Source organism: Nostoc flagelliforme FACHB-838 (genome assembly GCF_014698065.1).
Classification (GTDB): Bacteria; Cyanobacteriota; Cyanobacteriia; order Cyanobacteriales; family Nostocaceae; genus Nostoc; species Nostoc flagelliforme_B.
Genome location: NZ_JACJSI010000018.1, coordinates 35,293 through 54,596 on the forward strand (window position 1 = coordinate 35,293; position 19,304 = coordinate 54,596).

Sequence of the window (19,304 nt, forward strand, 5' to 3'; positions counted from 1 at the left end):
GGATTATTAATTTTGAATTTTGAATTCGGAGCAAAGCGACGTGACACTCCCCAATTCTGGCAGCGTCTTGGCTACATTAACTGAACTGACTCAAGTTAATCGTACTCACGCCCTACTGCGTCGTGTTAAAGACTTATCTGTTAATGAATTTGTTTGCTTACTCGACTTCATAACTGCTGAGTTCCAGCAATTTCTTAGAGCTATTGAACTGATCAATAATGAAGCTCTAGAAACTATGTTGGAGAAGGTGCTAGAAGCTATTACACTCAAAATTGGTCAAATCCTGCAAGCAGAACACACAGCTATTTTTTTAGTTGACTATGACAAAGGTCAGCTGTGGTCAAAAGTTCCTCAAGATAATACCCAAAAATTCTTAGAAATTCGGACTCCCATTACAGTAGGTATCCCCGGTCATGTTGCCAGTACAGGCGAATATCTAAATATATCTGAAACTTCTACTCATCCGTTATTTAGCCCAGAACTTGAAAAACAAATGGGCTACAAAATCCATAATATTTTATGTATGCCTGTTATCAGTAGCAAAAACCAGACTGTAGCAGTAGTGCAACTGGCTAATAAAACGGGGAATGTTCCATTTAATCATGATGATGAAGAACGGTTTCGAGACTTCGCCGCTTCTATTGGTATTATTCTGGAAAGCTGCCAATCTTTTTATGTAGCCGCTCGTAATCAAAGAGGCGCAACGGCTTTATTGCGGGCAACTCAGACACTGGGGCAAAGTCTGGATTTAGAAGCGACTTTGCAGATAGTCATGGAGCAAGCTCGAATTTTGATGCAAGCAGACCGCAGCACACTGTTTTTATATCGTAAAGAGATGAGCGAACTCTGGACGAAAGTTGCTGCGGCAGCAGATGGTACAAACTTGATAGAAATCCGCATTCCGGCTAACCGTGGCATTGCTGGCTATGTGGCCTCTACCGGTGAAGCCTTAAATATTTCCGATGCTTATAAAGATCCTCGCTTTGACCCGACTACAGATAGAAAAACTGGATATGTAACTCGCAATATCTTGTGTTTGCCAGTATTTAATTCGGCAAATGAATTAATTGGCGTTACACAATTAATTAATAAGCAACAAAGCAGTTTTACCGCTTCTGATGAAGAGTTTATGCGGGCTTTTAACATTCAGGCAGGAGTTGCTTTAGAAAATGCTCGCCTGTTTGAAAATGTGCTATTAGAAAAACAGTATCAAAAAGATATTTTACAAAGTTTATCAGATGCAGTGATTTCTACAGATATGGCAGGACGCATTGTTACGATTAATGATGCGGCGCTAGAGTTACTGGGCTGTCCTATAAAAGATGCTAATAGTAAGAACAATAAGCTTTCGTGGGAACAAAATTTGATTGGTCGCCTAGTTTGGGAAGTTGTGCCAATTGAAAATCTCCAAATGCGGCTAGAAGATAGTTTAAAAACTGGAGCTAAACATTATGTGCCAGAGCAAAGTTTGATAGTAGGAATTTTTCAAGTTAAGAGTGAGGAGTTAGAAGTTAAAAATGAGGCTCAAGAATCAAAATTCAGGACTCTGGACTCAATTTTAGCAGTCCGCGATCGCACTAACCCCGATGTTTTCATTCCCTGGAATCTACCCCTGGCTTCCCAATCTGAGTTTCTCACTGCTAATGAAGTACAAAAATTAGAACGCAGCACAAATCTCACTGTTAATCCCTTAACTAACCCAGAAGGCGGTGTCCGGGGTGGTTTGGTAGTGTTGGAAGACATCAGCCAGGAAAAACGGATGAAAACTACCATGTCCCGCTACCTAACGCCCCATGTAGCCGAACAAATCATGGCTCTGGGGGAAGATGCTTTAATGGTGGGTGAGCGCAAGGAAGTAACCATCTTGTTTTCTGATATCCGAGGCTACACCACACTTACAGAAAATCTCGGTGCAGCCGAAGTGGTATTGCTGCTCAATCAGTATTTTGAAACGATGGTAGAGGCGGTTTTTAACCACGAAGGCACTCTCGATAAATTTATTGGTGATGCCTTAATGGCCGTATTTGGTGCGCCGCTACCACTTACAGAAAATCATGCTTGGAGGGCTGTGCAGTCAGCATTAGATATGCGACAACGGTTAGAGGAATTTAACCGGCGGCGAATTATCCAGGCGCAGCCACAAATCCATATTGGTATTGGAATTAGTTCTGGAGATGTGGTTTCGGGTAATATTGGTTCCCGCAAACGCATGGATTATACCGTAATTGGAGATGGCGTAAATTTGAGTTCGCGTTTAGAAGCGGTAACTAAGGATTATGGTTGTGATATACTTTTAAGCGAATTTACTTATCAGCTTTGCAGCGATCGCATTTGGGTGCGCCAATTAGATAAAATTCGAGTCAAAGGGAAACACCAGGCAGTTAATATTTACGAGTTAATTGGCGATCGCACCACCCCTCTAGATGCCAACACTCAAGAGTTTTTATTCCAATATCATACTGGACGAGCGGCTTATTTATCGCGTAACTTCTCACAAGCGATCGCCTGTTTTGAAGCCGCCAAATGTATCCAACCCCAAGACCAAGCTGTTGATATGCACCTAGAACGTGCGCGTAATTACCAACAGGCGCCGCCCCCAGAATCCTGGGATGGTGTCTGGACAATGCTTTCTAAATAGTCGTCATTTGCCCTATTCAACCTTCAACCTCTCCCTGGTCATCCTGAAACGGGTCTTCGCCAATTCTTAGCTCTTCTTTTGAGCGTTTCAACTGTTTCCATAAATCCTTTATTTGTTCGTAAGCTGCACCTGGAGGCAGTTTTCCATTTGTTTCTAAGTTGCAAATGTAGCTTACTCGTTGGGCAAATTCTTGTAGATTTGCATTAAAAACCAAGTTTTCTGGCTTTACCTGACCGTAGTAGCGACCACGAGGGTAGAGAAAATCATCTTTATTCACTATGTTTTTTCCATTTATTCAATTCATATTCCGTTTGAATCTCTAAAGCGGAATTACTAACTAACCTAATCTTTCTTTTGTCAGACTAGGCTAAATCAAGTTATCCAACTCCTTTGCTAGTGAGTGATGCAGGAATTAGTTGATTTAGATTTTGAGACTAAAAGATAAAGCTTGAAATCTTTATAGTTGCAAATGCTACAAAAATAATTTCCTAAAGTAACTAAAGAGAATATTTGATTTTCCTTCCGGTTGTCAATTTATCTGATCTCAATTTGTGAAGTTTAAAGTGTAATCAACTTCAGTCGAAACCCTGACCTACAAACTATTAAAACATACTGCTCTGTCTTAATTAAATATTCTCTGCAAAAATAATTACAAAATTGCTAGTGAAAATACTGTTATAAGTATAGTATATATTAAGACCAGTTGTCTTCTATTGAAAGTTAGAGATTAAGTTCTGCATTTTTGGCAACTGACTACTGAGAAGTGAACAATAACAAGGCATTGGTTATTCTCCTCTGCTACCTCTGCTTTCTCTTAAATAATCACCAATGGCTAATAGTTAATAACTAAAGATAAAATGGTGAAGCCTCAAAGGACAACTTTTGTCCATCGCCTAAAACTTTACCTGCCACCATGTCTGTTAATACCAAGTTATACGAAGGCAAAGCAAAAATTCTTTATACAACGGACGATCCAGAAGTCTTGTTGGCTGATTTTAAGGACGATGCCACGGCGTTTAACGCCCAAAAGCGTGGCAGCATCCAAGGGAAAGGAAAAATTAATTGTAGCATTTCCAGCCAGCTTTTTAAGCAGTTAGAATCTTATGGTATAAAAACTCACTTTATCGACAGCCCTGCCCCAAATCAGATGCGGGTGAGGGCAGTAAAGATTTTACCCTTAGAAGTGGTTATCAGAAATATTGCTGCTGGCAGTTTGTGTCAGCAAACAGGATTACCAGTGGGTACAATTCTAAAACAGCCAATGGTAGAGTTTTATTACAAAAACGATCAGTTAGGAGATCCTTTGTTGACACGCGATCGCCTGTACCTGCTAGAACTAGCTACTGCGGAACAAGTGGATGCAATTACACATCTAGCATTGCAAATCAACGAATTTCTCAATAACTTTTGGCTACAGTGCGGCATTACCCTAGTAGACTTCAAACTAGAGTTTGGTTTGGACTCACAACAGCAGTTGCTCTTGGCAGACGAAATTAGCCCCGACACTTGCCGTTTGTGGGATACCGCAGAAAAAGACTCAAATCGTCGGGTAATGGACAAAGACCGCTTTCGCCGGGACTTAGGAAATGTAGAGGATGCCTACCAGGAGGTTTTACAAAGAGTGCTAAAAGCAGTAGAGAGTAATAGTTAAGTGGGTAAAAATCAATTAAACTCGTGTGGATTGTCCTTTGTCAGTTATCTTTTATAACTGATAGGCAATAAATAATGACAAATGACTAATTTGTGATGGTGTGTGTGTGGTCGTGAAGAGGAATCATAAGTAAAATGCGTTTATCTCCCGTATTGCTGGCAGCAATAGCAATTGCAGCGCCTTTGGGCGACTCATTGAGTGCGAATGCAGAAACCGCCAACAGTTCAAAACAGACAACAGAAGTTTTGACATTAGAAACAAATCAGCAGCCAGAAAAGGACGCTGGTCAAGCTAACTCTAGTAAAAGTCTAGAATCTCCAGCTAAACCCACAAAGGTTATAGAAGCGGAGCGTCTGCAATCCCGCGTTGTTGCAATTTACCCTGCCAATCCAGCAGCGATGCCTGCGGCAGGCTACGCCCACGCGACCCCAGAGGTAGTAGTACCAACCTCCACAACGCCAAAAACTGCACAAACCCCTCCAATCAATCCTAGCCCTACTCAACAGCCGTCTCCCGCTCCAGACATTCCACCGCCAGAAATTCAACAACCAACGCCTTCCCCAACACCTGAAACTACTCCAGCCCCAGAAAATGTCGAGCCATCGACAACGGAACCTCTATTACCCACAACTCCAGAACCATCAGCTGCTCCAGACGTTCCCTTCCCAGATAGTCAACAAAGAACACCTGCCCCACGCCCAGACGCTACTCCCAGTCCGCAGAATGTTAATCCGCCGACAACAACTCCGGGAGATACTCAACCCAACGCAGCCCCTGAAGCGAATGATCCCCGCGTATTGGTGTCGGAAGTAGTAATTAGATCACAAGCTGGGCAACTACCACCAGAACTAGAAGCCCAAGTTTACAGAGTAATTCGTACCCAACCAGGACAAACCACAACCCGCAGTCAACTCCAAGAAGATATTAATGCCATCTTTGGTACTGGCTTTTTCTCCAACGTCCAAGCAGCACCAGAAGATACCCCCTTGGGAGTGCGAGTAAGCTTTGTTGTGCAACCTAACCCTGTTTTAAGCAAGGTAGAAGTGCAAGCTAATCCTGGCACTGGTGTTGCTTCTGTACTCCCAGCTAATACTGTGGATGAAGTATTTAAGGAGCAGTATGGCAAAATCCTCAACTTGCGTGACTTGCAAGAAGGCATCAAGCAGTTAAACAAGCGGTATCAAGACCAAGGTTACGTACTAGCTAACGTGATAGGAGCGCCACAAGTTTCTGAAAACGGAGTTGTTACCTTACAAGTAGCAGAAGGTGTAGTAGAGAATATTAGAGTCAGGTTCCGCAATAAAGATGGTCAGGAGACAGACGAGAAGGGACAACCAATTCGGGGACGGACACAAGATTACATCATTACGCGAGAAGTGGAGTTGAAGCCAGGACAAGTATTCAATCGCAACACAGTGCAAAGAGACTTACAGCGCGTGTATGGGCTGGGACTGTTTGAAGATGTGAATGTCTCCCTTGACCCTGGTACTGACCCCAGCAAAGTGGATGTAGTAGTGAATGTAGCTGAACGCAGCAGTGGTTCGATTGCGGCTGGGGCAGGTATTAGTTCTGCTAGCGGACTTTTTGGAACAGTTAGCTATCAGCAGCAAAACCTGAACGGTAGGAACCAAAAACTGGGAGCAGAAGTACAGGTGGGAGAACGGGAACTGCTGTTTGATGTGCGGTTTACAGACCCCTGGATTGCCGGAGATCCTTACCGGACTTCCTACACAACCAATCTTTTCCGCCGCAGTTCGATTTCATTGATTTTTGATGGCAAAGATCAAGATATTAGGACTTTTGAACCAAACAACGTCAATAATGAAGATTCTCAGGATCGCCCCCGCATTCTCCGGCTAGGTGGTGGTGTCACCTTTACCCGTCCCTTATCAGCTAATCCTTACAAAAGTTCCGTCTGGACTGCTTCAACAGGTATACAGTATCAACGAGTTTCTGCCCGTGATGCTGATGGCAATCTCAGACCAAGAGGAGGGCTATTCAATGATGATGGAATTCCCATTGACGAAAATGGAAACCCCACCAGCAATGGTCAACCAATCACAATTCCACTGACCGAATCTCCAGGAGGGCAAGACGATTTACTACTATTGCAAGTCGGTCTACAGCGCGATCTCCGTAATAACCCATTGCAACCCACTAGTGGGTCTTATCTGCGTTTTGGGGTCGATCAGTCGGTTCCCATTGGACTAGGCAACATTTTCCTTACCAGATTACGGGGTAGCTACAGTCAATATTTACCCATCAAGCTGATTAGCCTCAGTAAAGGGCCACAAACTCTAGCATTTAACCTACAAGGAGGAACCGTCCTTGGTGACTTGCCCCCCTACGAAGCCTTTACCATTGGCGGTAGCAATTCCGTCCGGGGTTATGAAGAAGGAGCATTAGCTAGTGGGCGCTCTTATGTGCAAGCATCAGTTGAGTATCGGTTTCCTGTTTTTTCAGTAGTCAGTGGCGCACTATTTTTTGATCTCGGCAGTGACCTGGGAACTAGTACTAGGGCGGCTGAAGTGTTGAACAAAAATGGTAGCGGCTATGGTTATGGTCTTGGCGTTCGCGTCCAGTCTCCACTAGGGCCAATTCGCATTGACTACGGTATCAACGATGACGGTGATAGCCGGATTAATTTCGGTATTGGCGAAAGGTTTTAATAATTTGTCATTAGTCATTGGTCATTGATCATTGGTCATTAGTGAATCACAAAGGACAAAGGACAAATGACAATTAACTTTGCTGGATTAGCTTGCTAATTTTTACATTTACCTCAATACTGTTCCGATAAAGGGATTAATGACATTTTTAGGGGAATATCAGGGACTTTACCAAAACAGACAATGAACAATACTAAAGGAAATATATTGACTTTTCGGCTATGCAACAACACACTCTAGCAGCCGAAATCACCCAAATAGGGGTGGGATTGCATAGCGGTGTGAGTACCCAGGTGCGGATACTACCAGCCTCGGCGGGAAGTGGACGCTACTTTGTGCGGGTGGATTTACCGGATTTACCGATAATTCCAGCCCAAGTTGCGGCAGTTAGTCACACTGTTCTCTCAACTCAGTTGGGTAAGGGTGAGGTATCAGTTCGCACGGTAGAGCATTTGTTGGCAGCCCTTTCGGGTATGGGTGTGGATAATGCCCGTATTGAAATTGACGGCCCTGAAGTACCACTTTTAGATGGTTCAGCAAGTGTGTGGACAGCTAACATTGCCCAAGTTGGCTTAGTATCACAACCCGTTAACAACCAAGTTCCCTTGGTTGTTACAGAACCAATATGGGTCTATCAAGGAGATGCCTTTGTATCTGCCCTCCCAGCACCAGAAACCCGCTTTAGTTACGGTATTGATTTTGACCTACCCGCCATTGGTAATCAATGGCATAGTTGGTCACTAACCGCAGAACAAGGAACAACTTCTGCTAGCTTTGCTGCGGAAATTGCTCCGGCACGTACTTTTGGGTTACTGCATCAAATTGAACACTTACAAAAAACAGGGTTAATTAAAGGTGGCAGTTTGGATAATGCACTCGTTTGTGGCCCAGAAGGCTGGCTAAATCCACCATTGAGATTTGCAAATGAGCCAGTCCGTCATAAAATCTTGGATTTAGTAGGAGATTTGAGTTTATTAGGAACTTTTCCGATCGCTCATTTTTTAGCGTATAAAGCTAGTCATAATTTACACATTCAACTGGCTCAAAAAATTTTAGATTGGGGATTTTAGATTGGGGATTGCTTCTCAAGTCTAAAATCCACGATGATTAAGGCTTTCGATATACGCTTGCCTACTCAACTTTCAGATGAAAAATCAACTAACTATACGGCCAATGTCAATCCTCACTGAAGTGAATACAATCGATACGACTACACCTACATCTACTGAATCACAGGCTATAAATGAGACTACAATCAGTTCTGAAATTAAAACAACTTTCACATCTGAAGAAATTCAGAAATTGTTACCCCACCGCTACCCATTTTTACTTGTAGACAAAATAATTGACTACGTTCCAGGTAAAAAAGCTGTTGGCGTTAAAAATGTTACTATCAACGAACCCCATTTTCAAGGACATTTCCCTGAACGTCCACTGATGCCAGGGGTGCTAATTGTTGAAGCAATGGCACAAGTTGGGGGTATTGTCCTAACTCAAATGTCTTCGGTAGAAGGCGGACTCTTTGTCTTTGCTGGTATCGATAAAGTTCGCTTTCGCCGCCAGATTGTACCGGGGGATCAACTAGTCATAACGGTGGAACTGTTATGGGTAAAACAACGTCGTTTCGGTAAGATGCAAAGTCGTGCCGAAGTTGACGGTCAACTTGCTTGTGAAGGGGAATTAATGTTTTCTTTAGTTAACTAAAAGTTTGCTTTCGTGGTATGGGCATAGCCGTGAAATGCCCCTACTGAATCCCGAAAAAGGATAACAGTAAAAAAAAATCCACAACAGCATTTAATAATTTCTTGATTTTCGACACCCTCTGTACGAGACGCACTCACAAACACATTTAACTTGCTTTGCCCGACACTTACGTTCACTGAAATACTTCACGCTCAACAATGCCAGCCGCCTCAATGGGATGGTAGTCAGTATAACTCTCTTAACCAGAGTAACGCGCTGCCTCACAAACCCGGCCCGGCATTGGCTTATCAAGACAGTTCTGGAGATTCACCCTTGAAAACGCTAATTCATCCAACTGCTGTAATTCATCCGAAATCGGAACTCCACCATACAGTGCAAGTCGGTGCCTATGCTGTGATTGGAGCGCATGTCAAAGTGGGCCCTGAAACAATAATCGGCGCTCATGCAGTGCTAGAGGGGCCTTGTGAAATTGGGGCGCAAAATCAGATTTTTACAGGTGCAGCCATCGGCATGGAACCCCAGGATCTCAAGTTTGTGGGAGAACCAACCTGGGTCAAAATTGGTGATAACAACTTAATTCGTGAGTACGTTACGATTAACCGCGCTACCGGTGCTGGTGAAGCGACGGTAATTGGTGACGGCAATCTGTTGATGGCTTATGTCCATGTGGCTCATAACTGCGTGATTGAAGACCAGGTAGTGATTGCTAACTCTGTGGCGTTAGCTGGTCATGTCCATATAGAGTCACGCGCTAGGCTGAGTGGGGTTTTAGGTGTCCATCAATTTGTACGTATTGGTAGACACGCAATGGTAGGAGGCATGGCACGTATTGACCGGGATGTAGCCCCATATATGCTGGTGGAGGGAAATCCCGCGCGGGTGCGAACCCTGAATATTGTGGGACTCAAACGGTCTGGTATGGATTCAGCAGATTTACTTATGCTGAAAAAAGCTTTCCGCATTCTCTACCGTTCTGATTTGTCCTTTAAGGATGCTTTGGAAAAGTTGGAATTGTTAGGGGATAGCGAACAGTTGCAGCATTTACGTCGTTTTCTGCTACTTTCTCAGATGCCTGGAAGACGTGGCTTGATTCCCGGTAAAGGCAAAAAAGGCGTTAGTGATGAATCGTGAATTATAAGTTAGGAGTTATGAGCTGATGGCTTAAATTTTTAACTCTTCACTCCTAACTCCTCACTCCTAATTATTTATTGCCTAACTACTAACTACTCACTCCAATTATCAAATGCGGATATTTATCAGCACTGGCGAAGTATCTGGCGATTTACAAGGGTCGCTGCTAATTACAGCGCTGAAGCGTCAAGCTGTGGCGATTGGGTTGGAATTAGAGATTGTGGCACTGGGTGGCGAAAAAATGGTCGCGGCTGGGGCAATTCTGCTGGGAAATACCAGTAGTATTGGCTCAATGGGTATTCTAGAGGGGCTACCTTATGTTTTACCGACTCTCCAGGTGCAACGTCAAGCGATCGCTTCCCTAAAAGAAAATCCACCAGATTTAGTGGTGCTGATTGATTATATGACTCCCAATCTGGAAATTGGGACTTATATGAAACGGCAGTTACCAGATGTGCCTGTGGTATATTACATCGCTCCCCAAGAGTGGGCTTGGTCATTAAGTTTGCGTAGAACTAACCGAATTATCGGTTTTACAGATAAGCTGTTGGCAATTTTCCCACAAGAAGCCCGTTACTTTCAGGAAAAAGGGGCAGAAGTTAGTTGGGTAGGGCATCCTTTAGTTGACCGAATGCAAGACGCTCCTAGTCGCCAAGCAGCCCGTGTAACACTGGGGATTGCACCAGAAGAGATTGCGATCGCACTGCTCCCCGCTTCTCGTCGCCAAGAACTAAAATATCTTTTACCAACTATTTTTCAAGCTGCCCAAACTATTCAAGCTAAATTACCTGAAGTTCGTTTCTGGATTCCCCTGTCGCTGGAAGTCTATAGACAGCCAATTGAGGAGGCTATTGAGCGTTACGGTTTACGGGCGACAGTTGTATCAGGTCAACAAATGGAAGTTTTTGCTGCGGCTGATTTAGCCATTAGTAAATCTGGTACTGTCAATTTAGAACTTGCTCTGTTCAAAGTGCCGCAAGTTGTAGTTTACCGTCTAAGTTCCCTGACTGCTTGGATAGCTCGTAAAATCCTCAAAGGTTCTATAACCTTCGCATCACCACCTAATTTAGTAGTGATGAAGCCGATTGTGCCAGAATTTTTACAAGAACAAGCCACACCAGAAAATATTATCCAAGCAGCGATGGAACTGCTACTCAATCCCCATCGTAGAGAGCAAACTTTGCTAGATTATGAGGAAATGCGGCGAAGTTTGGGAGAAGTTGGAGTGTGCGATCGCGCTGCTCAAGAAATTTTACAAATGCGACCAAATAATTCGTAATTCGTAATTAAAAATAATTAAAAATAGAGAATCAATCAGTTTATTTATGAATAAAATAAGTGTGAAGCACCTGTTTTTGCCAGAAGCCGCATTTATCATTGGGTAATTACGAATTATGTTAGCGTAGCGGTAGCGAGTCCGCGAGCGTCATTATAAATTACGAACTTAGATTGGGATGTCATGGCTTATGAGATGAAAAAACAAAGAGCGATCGCAGTTGACTTATTTGCTGGCGCGGGCGGTATGACTCTTGGCTTTGAGCAAGCTGGTTTTGATGTGCTAGCGTCTGTGGAAATCGACCCTATACACTGTGCAACACATGAGTTTAACTTCCCTTATTGCTCAGTGTTATGTAAAAGTGTTGTAGATACAACGGGGGAAGAAATTAGGAATCGGTCTGAGATTGGCGATCGCGAAATTGATGTGGTAATTTGTGGTTCGCCATGTCAAGGATTTTCCCTAATTGGTAAAAGGGCTGTTGACGATCCGCGAAACTCTTTGGTTTTTCACTTTCATCGGCTGGTTTTTGAGCTAAAACCGAAATTCTTTGTAATGGAAAATGTTCGGGGGATCACAGTTGGTAAACATAAACAAATCCTTCAAAGCTTGATTAGCGAATTTAGAATTAATGGCTATAAGGTAGAAGAAAAGTACCAAATTCTCAACGCTGCAAATTATGGAGTACCACAGTCCCGTGAGAGATTATTTCTTATAGGTGCAAGGGAAGATGTAGAATTACCAAAATACCCTCAGCCGATTACTAAACAGGCGCTAATAAATAACTTAACTACTAAAAAAATTTCTGAGATTCCATTGAGTCCTACAGTATCGGATGCAATTATAGATTTACCTGAAATAGAAAAATATCCTGAGTTACTAACAAGAGATTGGGTTGTAGCAGAATATGGAAAGCCTAGTAACTATGCTCTTGTACTTCGTGGTATTAAATGCCTAGATAATGATTATTCTTACAAACGAGAAGATGATTTGCGAATACTTTCATCAAGCTTAAGAACAAAACATTCGGCGGAAACTATTAAACGTTTTCAGGATACTCAACAAGGTGAGAGAGAAAAAATTAGTCGTTTTTATAAGCTGCATCCTGCTGGTGTCTGTAATACTTTAAGAGCCGGAACAGACAAGTACAGGGGTTCTTTCACATCTCCTAGACCGATTCATCCATCCACGCCTCGCTGTATCACAGTTAGGGAAGCGGCAAGATTACATTCTTACCCAGATTGGTTTAGGTTTCATGTAACCAAATGGCACGGATTTAGGCAAGTTGGTAACTCTGTACCACCTCTACTAGCCAAGGCTGTGGCAGCAGAAATTATTCGCAGTTTAGATATTTCGCCCTTCAAGCCCAGTTTACGATACAAGTTGGGAGAGGAGAAGCTATTACAATTTAATATGTCGCAAGCAGCTCAATATTATCAGTTTTGATACGGGTATTTTATTTATCCCCAATCCTAAAATGATGCTTGCGGTTAGTTAAATCACTATGTTTTATTAATCTGAAAATACCTGTAAAATAAAATTTCTCTAAGGTTGACATCTTGGCTGCCTATGCTGTGTAAGTTAAAAGTTTAAAAGGCAATAGGCAAATATGGTTTTCCAGTACACTAACGCATTTATCACTATAGCATCGGTTAATCTTGATAAATTAGTAAATTTCTATACTAAATTGCTAGAGGAAAAGCCAGTTATTTTGATTCCGAATGTCTATGCTGAGTTTAATTTAGGTAGTACGCGATTAGGTATTTTTAAACCGAAGAAGACAAACGAGTCGGAATTTGCAGCCATGTCTAAGGATAAGCAGCTTCTTGAGGATACGCTTTGCGAAGCTGTGTATACCAAAAGTAAGATAAGTTTGTGTTTAGAGGTGAGTAACTTAGAAGATGCGATCGCTCACCTAACTACTTTGGGCTATCCTCCACCAGGAAACATTTCCATTGCTTCCCACGGCAGAGAAATTTATGCCTATGACCCTGATGGCAATCGTCTAATTTTACATCAAGCCTCAGTGAATGATAATTAATAAGTGATAATAATTTATTTGGTAATTGATTATGGCTATAACTCAAAACTATAGATTAAACCTGATTCAATGGTATCCAGGTCACATTGCGAAAGCTGAAAGGAAGCTAAAAGAACAGCTGAAGCGCGTAGATGTGGTGTTTGAGGTACGAGACGCTCGGATTCCCTTAGCGACTCACCATCCCCAAATAGGTGAGTGGGTGGAGGGTAAGAAACGGGTGTTGATTCTTAACCGAGTAGATATGATTACACCACAAATGCGATCGCTATGGATAGATTGGTTTAAACGTCAAGGAGAAGTCCCTTATTTTACCAACGCTCAACATGGTAAAGGTATAGCAGAAGTGGCGCGGGCAGCGCAAGCCGCTGGAGTAGAACTCAATCAAAGAAGAAGCGATCGCGGGATGTTACCTCGTCCAGTCCGGGCTGTGGTGATTGGTTTTCCTAATGTCGGTAAATCAGCATTGATTAACCGCCTGTTGGGAAAGCGAGTCGTGGAAAGTGCAGCCCGTCCTGGCGTGACTCGACAACTGCGCTGGGTGCGAATTTCCGAACATTTGGAATTATTAGATGCTCCTGGTGTTATCCCTTTAAGATTGGAAGACCAAGATGCAGCATTGAAATTAGCTATTTGTGATGATATCGGTGAAGCATCTTACGATAATCAGCTAGTAGCAGCAGCCCTAGTGGATTTACTCAACTATTTAGAAGCTGTAGCCGCAGATTTATTACCAAAGAAACCATTACAGTCCCGTTACCAACTTGATTCGACATCAGACACCGGAGATACCTATTTGCACGCCTTGGCAGAGCATCGTTACAAAGGTGATATAGAGCGAGCTGCAAGGCAACTTTTAACAGATTTTCGCAAGGGGTTATTGGGTGAAATGAGTTTGGAATTACCACCTAACTAGATTTCAAGCATTTTCAGCCCGTTTTTGAGTAGCGAGTGAATAGCGTTCAAAAATCTGGACGCTCGGCTTTGGTGAGTTTGAATAAATATTATATTTTCAGGCGATGCCCCAGACGCGATCGCTCCAGCATAATTACTTCCTTTGATGTAATATCCGTCACATACACTTGTCGGAATGCAGTTAACAGTGTCATAAAGAAAAGGTGAAGGTTAACCTGTAGGGTATAACTTACCTTAAAGTTGCTTGACCTCTAGCTTCGATGGATCTATCACACTCATGACTGAACTCACGCTACGCCTACAAGAGGGAGATACCGAGACAACGATCGCAGTTGACCAAAATGTATTTACAATTGGTCGTTTGCCGGAATGTAACTTGTACTTACCTTTTGCTGGAGTATCCCGCAACCATGCTCGCTTGGTGAAAACGGCTGAAGGTGTGTGGACTATTGAGGATCTTGGCAGCAAAAACGGGACGCAGGTTAATAAATATCTTGTTAACTCTCCCCAAGAGTTATATCACGGCGATATCCTTTGGCTAGGCAATGTTAGCCTGGTAGTATTGCTCACAAATCCTGTTTCCCAACCAGAGTATCCGGGAATTTCAGATATTAATGAGCAAAGAACAATCCTTCACAATGTTGAACAATTACAACAGCAATGGATTGCAGCTGATAGCAAGGATGGGAACATCAGCAATAAAGACCAAACCATTGCCCGTCTCAAAGACTTAGTAGACATAGCGAAAAATCTCTGCGCAGCAGCGTCCATAGAAGAGATTTTTTCTCAAGTTCAGCAAGTAGTTTTTCGTTACCTTGATAGTATCGAACGCTTGGCATTATTAATTGATGTCAATGGTTGCGGTCAGTTGGAACTAATGAATGCTGCCACTAGAAACGTTTCCCAACAGAAACATCTCCCCTCTGATGGTAGTTGGATTAGTCGTAGTATCTGTCAAAAAGTATTTGAGGAAAAAGTCGTCATTCAAACCGGTGATACTCATCAGGATGAACGGTTTGCTAGTGAACAGAGTATTTTGGTCAAAGGCATCCGCAGCGCGATGGCGGTGCCTTTATGGGATGAGAATAAAGTTGTGGGTGTACTGTATGCCGATGCCAACCTTTCTTCTTACCATTGGGCAAATGAAGGCGAGGAAGAATTGAGCTTTTTTTCAGCTTTAGCAAACCTTGTGGCTTCTAGTGTGCAACGTTGGCTATTGGTAGAAAAACTTAAAACTGAAGAAATGATTCGTCACCGGCTAGAACGTTATCATTCTCCAGCAGTTGTACAGCAGTTGATCTCTGTAGGTGGATTACCGGGTGGTCGTTTAGCTCCCACCGAGAGCGAAATCAGTATTTTGTTTGCAGATTTAGTTGGCTTTACGGCAATTTCTGAACGATTAACACCAACTGCGATCGCTAAACTATTAAATAATTTATTTGAAGAGATGCTAAAAGAAGTGTTTACCTGCGGCGGCACTTTAGATAAGTATATTGGCGATTGTATTATGGCATTTTTTGGCGCTCCAGAAGCGCAAACAGATCACGCCGATCGCGCTGTTGCTGCTGCCAAGGGAATGCTCACTCGTCTCGAACATCTTAATGCCAATGGTTTTTGGCACGAACCCCTGCAATTACGTATTGCGATTAATAGCGGTAAAGCTGTGGTGGGAGATGTTGGTAGTTCCCAAAGGGTGGATTATACGGCATTAGGCGCAACGATTAATCTTGCTGCTCGCATGGAAGCAGTTTGTCCCCCTAGTGAATGCGTGATTAGTCAAGCCACTCATAAAATGCTTTCACTGCCTTCAGACTTTAAGGAAATGGGAGATTATCGTTTCAAAGGTATTGATCGATTAGTAAAAATTTATCAAACAAATTTGCAGCAAGTGGCAACAATGATTAGTCGTTAAGTGTTGGGAAAACGACTAACAAAGGATAAATGACAAACTTCTCAAGATAAATACATAGTTATCTTGTATATTTTATTTCAAAAATAATTGCAAAATTGTAATATTAAGCAACCAATTCTGGGTTAAAAGACTAGAATTTGGGTGGTAGCTTCCAGAATTGATCTGTGTAACACTAGGAAGCCTACCGAAGCTATTTTTTAACGGGAGGTCAGGTAATGGCGATCGCCACCATTAATCCCGCTACTGGGGAAACGCTCAAAACCTTTGAGCCACTCAATGATGCAGAAATTGCCGCTAAACTCGATTTAGCTAATCAGACTTTTGAAAAGTATCGTCAGACGAGTTTCTCTGAACGATCGCATTGGCTGCAAAAAGCTGCTGAGATTTTAGAGCAAGACAAAGCAGACTTTGCTAAGTTAATGACTCTAGAAATGGGTAAACCATTTAAAGCTGCGATCGCAGAAGTCGAAAAATGCGCCGCCGTCTGTCGCTACTACGCCGAACACACCCCTGCTTTTCTAGCTGATGTCAGTGTAAAAACTGATGCTAGCCAAAGTTTTGTTCGTTATCAACCAATGGGTGCGATTCTCGCGGTGATGCCGTGGAATTTCCCCTTTTGGCAAGTGTTCCGCTTTGCTGCACCGGCACTCATGGCGGGAAATGTCGGCTTACTCAAACACGCCTCCAATGTGCCGCAATGCGCCTTGGCAATTGAAGATATTATCCGACGCGCAGGTTTTCCTGAAGGTGCGTTTCAAACTCTATTAATAGGCGCTGCTAAAGTCGCCGATTTGATGGCTGATGACCGCATAAAAGCTGCCACCTTGACCGGAAGCGAACCCGCAGGTGCATCCCTCGCCGTCGCCGCCGGCAAACAAATTAAAAAAACAGTTTTGGAATTAGGAGGAAGTGACCCGTTTATTGTGTTAGAAAGTGCTGACTTAGAGACAGCAGTTGTCACAGCTACTACAGCACGGATGTTGAATAACGGGCAATCATGTATTGCAGCAAAACGTTTTATTGTCGCAGAAGCGATCGCAGACAAATTTGAAAAATTGCTTTTAGAAAAATTTGAGGCGCTAAAAGTAGGCGATCCCATGCAATCAGATACCGATTTAGGCCCACTGGCAACTCCTGGTATTCTCCAGGATTTAGACCAACAAGTGCAAGCTGCTACCAAAAGCGGGGGTAAAGTCCTCACCGGTGGACATCCTTTATCAGATCGTCCAGGTAACTTTTATCCGCCAACGATTATCATTGATATCCCGCTTGAAGCATCAATTGCCAAAGAAGAATTCTTTGGCCCGGTAGCCTTGTTATTCCGGGTTCCAGATATCGATGCTGCCATTAAACTCGCTAATGACATCCCCTTTGGATTAGGTGCAAGTGCTTGGACAACCAACAACCAAGAGAGCGATCGCTTAGTTGAGGAAATCGAAGCAGGTGCAGTGTTTATCAACAGTATGGTCAAATCCGATCCTCGGTTGCCCTTTGGTGGCATCAAGCGTTCTGGATATGGCAGAGAATTGAGTATCCAAGGTATACATGAGTTTGTCAATCTTAAAACCGTGTGGGTCAAATGATTAGTCATTAGTCATTGGTCATTGGTCATTAGCCAAAAAAATGACAAATGATTAATGACAAAGGACAAATGACAAAATAAATAGTTAGGAAATAAAATGAATACAGCAGAATTATTGGTGCAGTGCCTAGAAAATGAAGGAGTGCAATATATTTTTGGACTCCCTGGCGAAGAAAACCTGCACGTTTTGGAAGCGCTAAAACATTCTTCCATTAAATTTATTACGACTCGTCATGAACAGGGTGCAGCATTCATGGCCGATGTCTACGGACGCCTAACAGGAAAAGCCGGAGTGTGTCTTTCTACTCTTGGCCCTGGGGCAACCAACTTGATGACTGGGGTAGCAGATGCTAACCTCGATGGTGCGCCCTTAGTGGCGATTACTGGTCAAGTGGGGACAGACCGAATGCACATCGAATCTCATCAATATTTAGATTTGGTGGCAATGTTTGCACCTGTTACCAAATGGAATAAGCAGATTGTGCGACCGAGTATTACACCAGAAGTAGTGCGGAAAGCATTTAAGCGATCGCAATCAGAAAAACCTGGTGCAGTTCATATCGATTTGCCAGAAAATATTGCTGCCATGCCCGTCGAAGGCAAACCTTTGCGTAAGGATAATAGCGAAAAAACTTATGCATCTTTTGCCAGCATTCGGGCAGCAGCGGCCGCAATTTGCCAAGCAGTTAACCCATTAATTCTAGTCGGAAATGGGGCAATTCGCGCTCACGCAAGTGATGCCGTAACGCAATTTGCCACTTTGCTGAATATCCCTGTTGCCAATACCTTCATGGGTAAAGGCATTATTCCCTACACACATCAATTAGCTTTGTGGTCAGTGGGATTACAGCAAAGAGATTATATTACCTGTGGCTTTGATAACACTGATTTAGTAATTGCGATCGGCTATGATTTGATTGAGTTTTCCCCCAAAAAATGGAATCGTAATGGTGAAATTCCCATTGTGCATATTGGGGTAAGTCCGGCGGAAATTGATAGTAGTTATATTCCTAACGCCGAAGTAGTGGGAGATATTTCAGATTCCCTTTATGAGATTTTAAAATTAGCAGACCGACAAGGTAAACCCGATCCTTTTGCCATTAGTTTAAGATCAGAGATTCGGGCTGATTACGAACAGTACGCCCATGATGACGGATTTCCTATTAAGCCACAAAAGTTAATTTATGACTTACGGCAAGTGATGGGCCCAGATGATATCGTCATCTCAGATGTTGGCGCACATAAGATGTGGATGGCTCGTCATTATCATTGCCATAGCCCCAATACTTGCATAATTTCCAATGGCTTCGCAGCTATGGGTATTGCCATTCCTGGAGCTTTAGCAGCAAAACTCGTTTATCCCAACCGCAAAGTCGTGGCTGTAACAGGCGATGGCGGCTTTATGATGAATTCTCAAGAATTAGAAACAGCCTTGCGTGTCGGTACACCCTTTGTCACCATAATTTTCAATGATGGCGGTTATGGGTTAATTGAGTGGAAGCAAGAAAATCACTTTGGCAAAGGAAACTCATCTTTTGTACATTTTAGTAATCCTGATTTTGTCAAATATGCCGAAAGTATGGGTTTGAAAGGCTACCGAGTTGAATCTGCTTTAGATTTGATTCCGGTACTCAAAGAAGCCCTCGCTCAAGATGTACCCGCCGTGATAGATTGTCCCGTAGATTATCGGGAAAATCACCGCTTCAGTCAAAAAGCCGGCGAGTTGAGTTGTGCGGTGTAAAAATTAGAGACGCGATTAATCTCGTCTTTACAAGAGTTAGGAGTTAT

General features: G+C 43.0%; 14 protein-coding genes. 13 read left to right on the forward strand and 1 reads right to left on the reverse strand.

Annotated elements, in window-relative coordinates; genetic code table 11:
* The first annotated feature begins 40 nt into the window (after positions 1-40).
* Positions 41-2,638, forward strand: coding sequence for a GAF domain-containing protein (locus tag H6G97_RS11945; protein WP_190940820.1), 2,598 nt, complete (start codon positions 41-43; stop codon positions 2,636-2,638).
* Positions 2,639-2,654: 16 nt separating this feature from the next.
* On the opposite strand, the gene H6G97_RS11950 is transcribed toward H6G97_RS11945, so the two are convergent.
* A complete protein-coding gene (locus H6G97_RS11950) occupies positions 2,655-2,915 on the reverse strand; it encodes a DUF7219 family protein (protein ID WP_190940821.1) in 261 nt (86 codons plus the stop codon).
* Positions 2,916-3,551: 636 nt separating this feature from the next.
* Here H6G97_RS11950 and purC point away from each other — a divergent pair.
* The 12 genes from purC (at position 3,552) to H6G97_RS12010 (ending at position 19,257) form a co-directional block, all read left to right on the forward strand.
* Positions 3,552-4,289 carry a phosphoribosylaminoimidazolesuccinocarboxamide synthase gene (purC, locus tag H6G97_RS11955; protein WP_190940822.1) on the forward strand — a complete coding sequence of 246 codons (738 nt, stop codon included), beginning with the start codon at positions 3,552-3,554 and terminating at the stop codon, positions 4,287-4,289.
* A 134-nt stretch (positions 4,290-4,423) separates the two neighbouring features.
* Positions 4,424-6,958 carry a BamA/TamA family outer membrane protein gene (locus H6G97_RS11960; RefSeq protein WP_190940823.1) on the forward strand — a complete coding sequence of 845 codons (2,535 nt, stop codon included), beginning with the start codon at positions 4,424-4,426 and terminating at the stop codon, positions 6,956-6,958.
* Between the two features lie 221 nt (positions 6,959-7,179).
* Positions 7,180-8,028 (forward strand): UDP-3-O-acyl-N-acetylglucosamine deacetylase, encoded by an 849-nt coding sequence (gene lpxC / locus H6G97_RS11965; RefSeq protein ID WP_190940824.1) that lies wholly within the window; start codon positions 7,180-7,182, stop codon positions 8,026-8,028.
* A gap of 103 nt (positions 8,029-8,131) precedes the next feature.
* The gene (gene fabZ, locus H6G97_RS11970) at positions 8,132-8,662 is read left to right on the forward strand and encodes a 3-hydroxyacyl-ACP dehydratase FabZ (protein ID WP_190940825.1); all 531 of its coding nucleotides are present in this window, start codon (positions 8,132-8,134) and stop codon (positions 8,660-8,662) included.
* Between the two features lie 312 nt (positions 8,663-8,974).
* Complete coding sequence (lpxA, locus tag H6G97_RS11975) at positions 8,975-9,793, forward strand: acyl-ACP--UDP-N-acetylglucosamine O-acyltransferase (protein ID WP_190940870.1); 819 nt, start codon at positions 8,975-8,977, stop codon at positions 9,791-9,793.
* 112 nt (positions 9,794-9,905) lie between these two features.
* On the forward strand, positions 9,906-11,072 hold the full coding sequence (gene lpxB / locus H6G97_RS11980) for a lipid-A-disaccharide synthase (protein WP_190940826.1): 1,167 nt from the start codon (positions 9,906-9,908) through the stop codon (positions 11,070-11,072).
* A 192-nt stretch (positions 11,073-11,264) separates the two neighbouring features.
* Positions 11,265-12,515 carry a DNA cytosine methyltransferase gene (locus H6G97_RS11985; RefSeq protein ID WP_242054905.1) on the forward strand — a complete coding sequence of 417 codons (1,251 nt, stop codon included), beginning with the start codon at positions 11,265-11,267 and terminating at the stop codon, positions 12,513-12,515.
* Positions 12,516-12,678: 163 nt separating this feature from the next.
* Positions 12,679-13,110 carry a VOC family protein gene (locus H6G97_RS11990; RefSeq protein WP_190940828.1) on the forward strand — a complete coding sequence of 144 codons (432 nt, stop codon included), beginning with the start codon at positions 12,679-12,681 and terminating at the stop codon, positions 13,108-13,110.
* 31 nt (positions 13,111-13,141) lie between these two features.
* Positions 13,142-14,023: a ribosome biogenesis GTPase YlqF gene (gene ylqF / locus H6G97_RS11995; RefSeq protein WP_190940829.1), complete on the forward strand. Its 882-nt coding sequence runs from the start codon at positions 13,142-13,144 to the stop codon at positions 14,021-14,023.
* Positions 14,024-14,299: 276 nt separating this feature from the next.
* On the forward strand, positions 14,300-15,934 hold the full coding sequence (locus H6G97_RS12000) for an adenylate/guanylate cyclase domain-containing protein (RefSeq protein ID WP_190940830.1): 1,635 nt from the start codon (positions 14,300-14,302) through the stop codon (positions 15,932-15,934).
* Positions 15,935-16,149: 215 nt separating this feature from the next.
* Positions 16,150-17,517 carry an NAD-dependent succinate-semialdehyde dehydrogenase gene (locus H6G97_RS12005; protein WP_190940831.1) on the forward strand — a complete coding sequence of 456 codons (1,368 nt, stop codon included), beginning with the start codon at positions 16,150-16,152 and terminating at the stop codon, positions 17,515-17,517.
* Between the two features lie 96 nt (positions 17,518-17,613).
* Entirely contained in the window at positions 17,614-19,257 is a 1,644-nt protein-coding gene (locus tag H6G97_RS12010) for an acetolactate synthase large subunit (protein ID WP_190940832.1), read from the forward strand.
* The last annotated feature ends 47 nt before the right edge of the window (positions 19,258-19,304 follow it).

What these genes read in the sequence shown, in the direction of transcription:
- purC (WP_190940822.1), top strand. Translation starts at nt 3,552, where the DNA reads ATGTCTGTTAATACCAAGTTATACGAAGGCAAAGCAAAAATTCTTTAT.
- H6G97_RS11960 (WP_190940823.1), top strand. Translation starts at nt 4,424, where the DNA reads ATGCGTTTATCTCCCGTATTGCTGGCAGCAATAGCAATTGCAGCGCCT.
- lpxC (WP_190940824.1), top strand. Translation starts at nt 7,180, where the DNA reads ATGCAACAACACACTCTAGCAGCCGAAATCACCCAAATAGGGGTGGGA.
- fabZ (WP_190940825.1), top strand. Translation starts at nt 8,132, where the DNA reads ATGTCAATCCTCACTGAAGTGAATACAATCGATACGACTACACCTACA.
- lpxB (WP_190940826.1), top strand. Translation starts at nt 9,906, where the DNA reads ATGCGGATATTTATCAGCACTGGCGAAGTATCTGGCGATTTACAAGGG.
- H6G97_RS11985 (WP_242054905.1), top strand. Translation starts at nt 11,265, where the DNA reads ATGAAAAAACAAAGAGCGATCGCAGTTGACTTATTTGCTGGCGCGGGC.
- H6G97_RS11990 (WP_190940828.1), top strand. Translation starts at nt 12,679, where the DNA reads ATGGTTTTCCAGTACACTAACGCATTTATCACTATAGCATCGGTTAAT.
- ylqF (WP_190940829.1), top strand. Translation starts at nt 13,142, where the DNA reads ATGGCTATAACTCAAAACTATAGATTAAACCTGATTCAATGGTATCCA.
- H6G97_RS12000 (WP_190940830.1), top strand. Translation starts at nt 14,300, where the DNA reads ATGACTGAACTCACGCTACGCCTACAAGAGGGAGATACCGAGACAACG.
- H6G97_RS12005 (WP_190940831.1), top strand. Translation starts at nt 16,150, where the DNA reads ATGGCGATCGCCACCATTAATCCCGCTACTGGGGAAACGCTCAAAACC.
- H6G97_RS12010 (WP_190940832.1), top strand. Translation starts at nt 17,614, where the DNA reads ATGAATACAGCAGAATTATTGGTGCAGTGCCTAGAAAATGAAGGAGTG.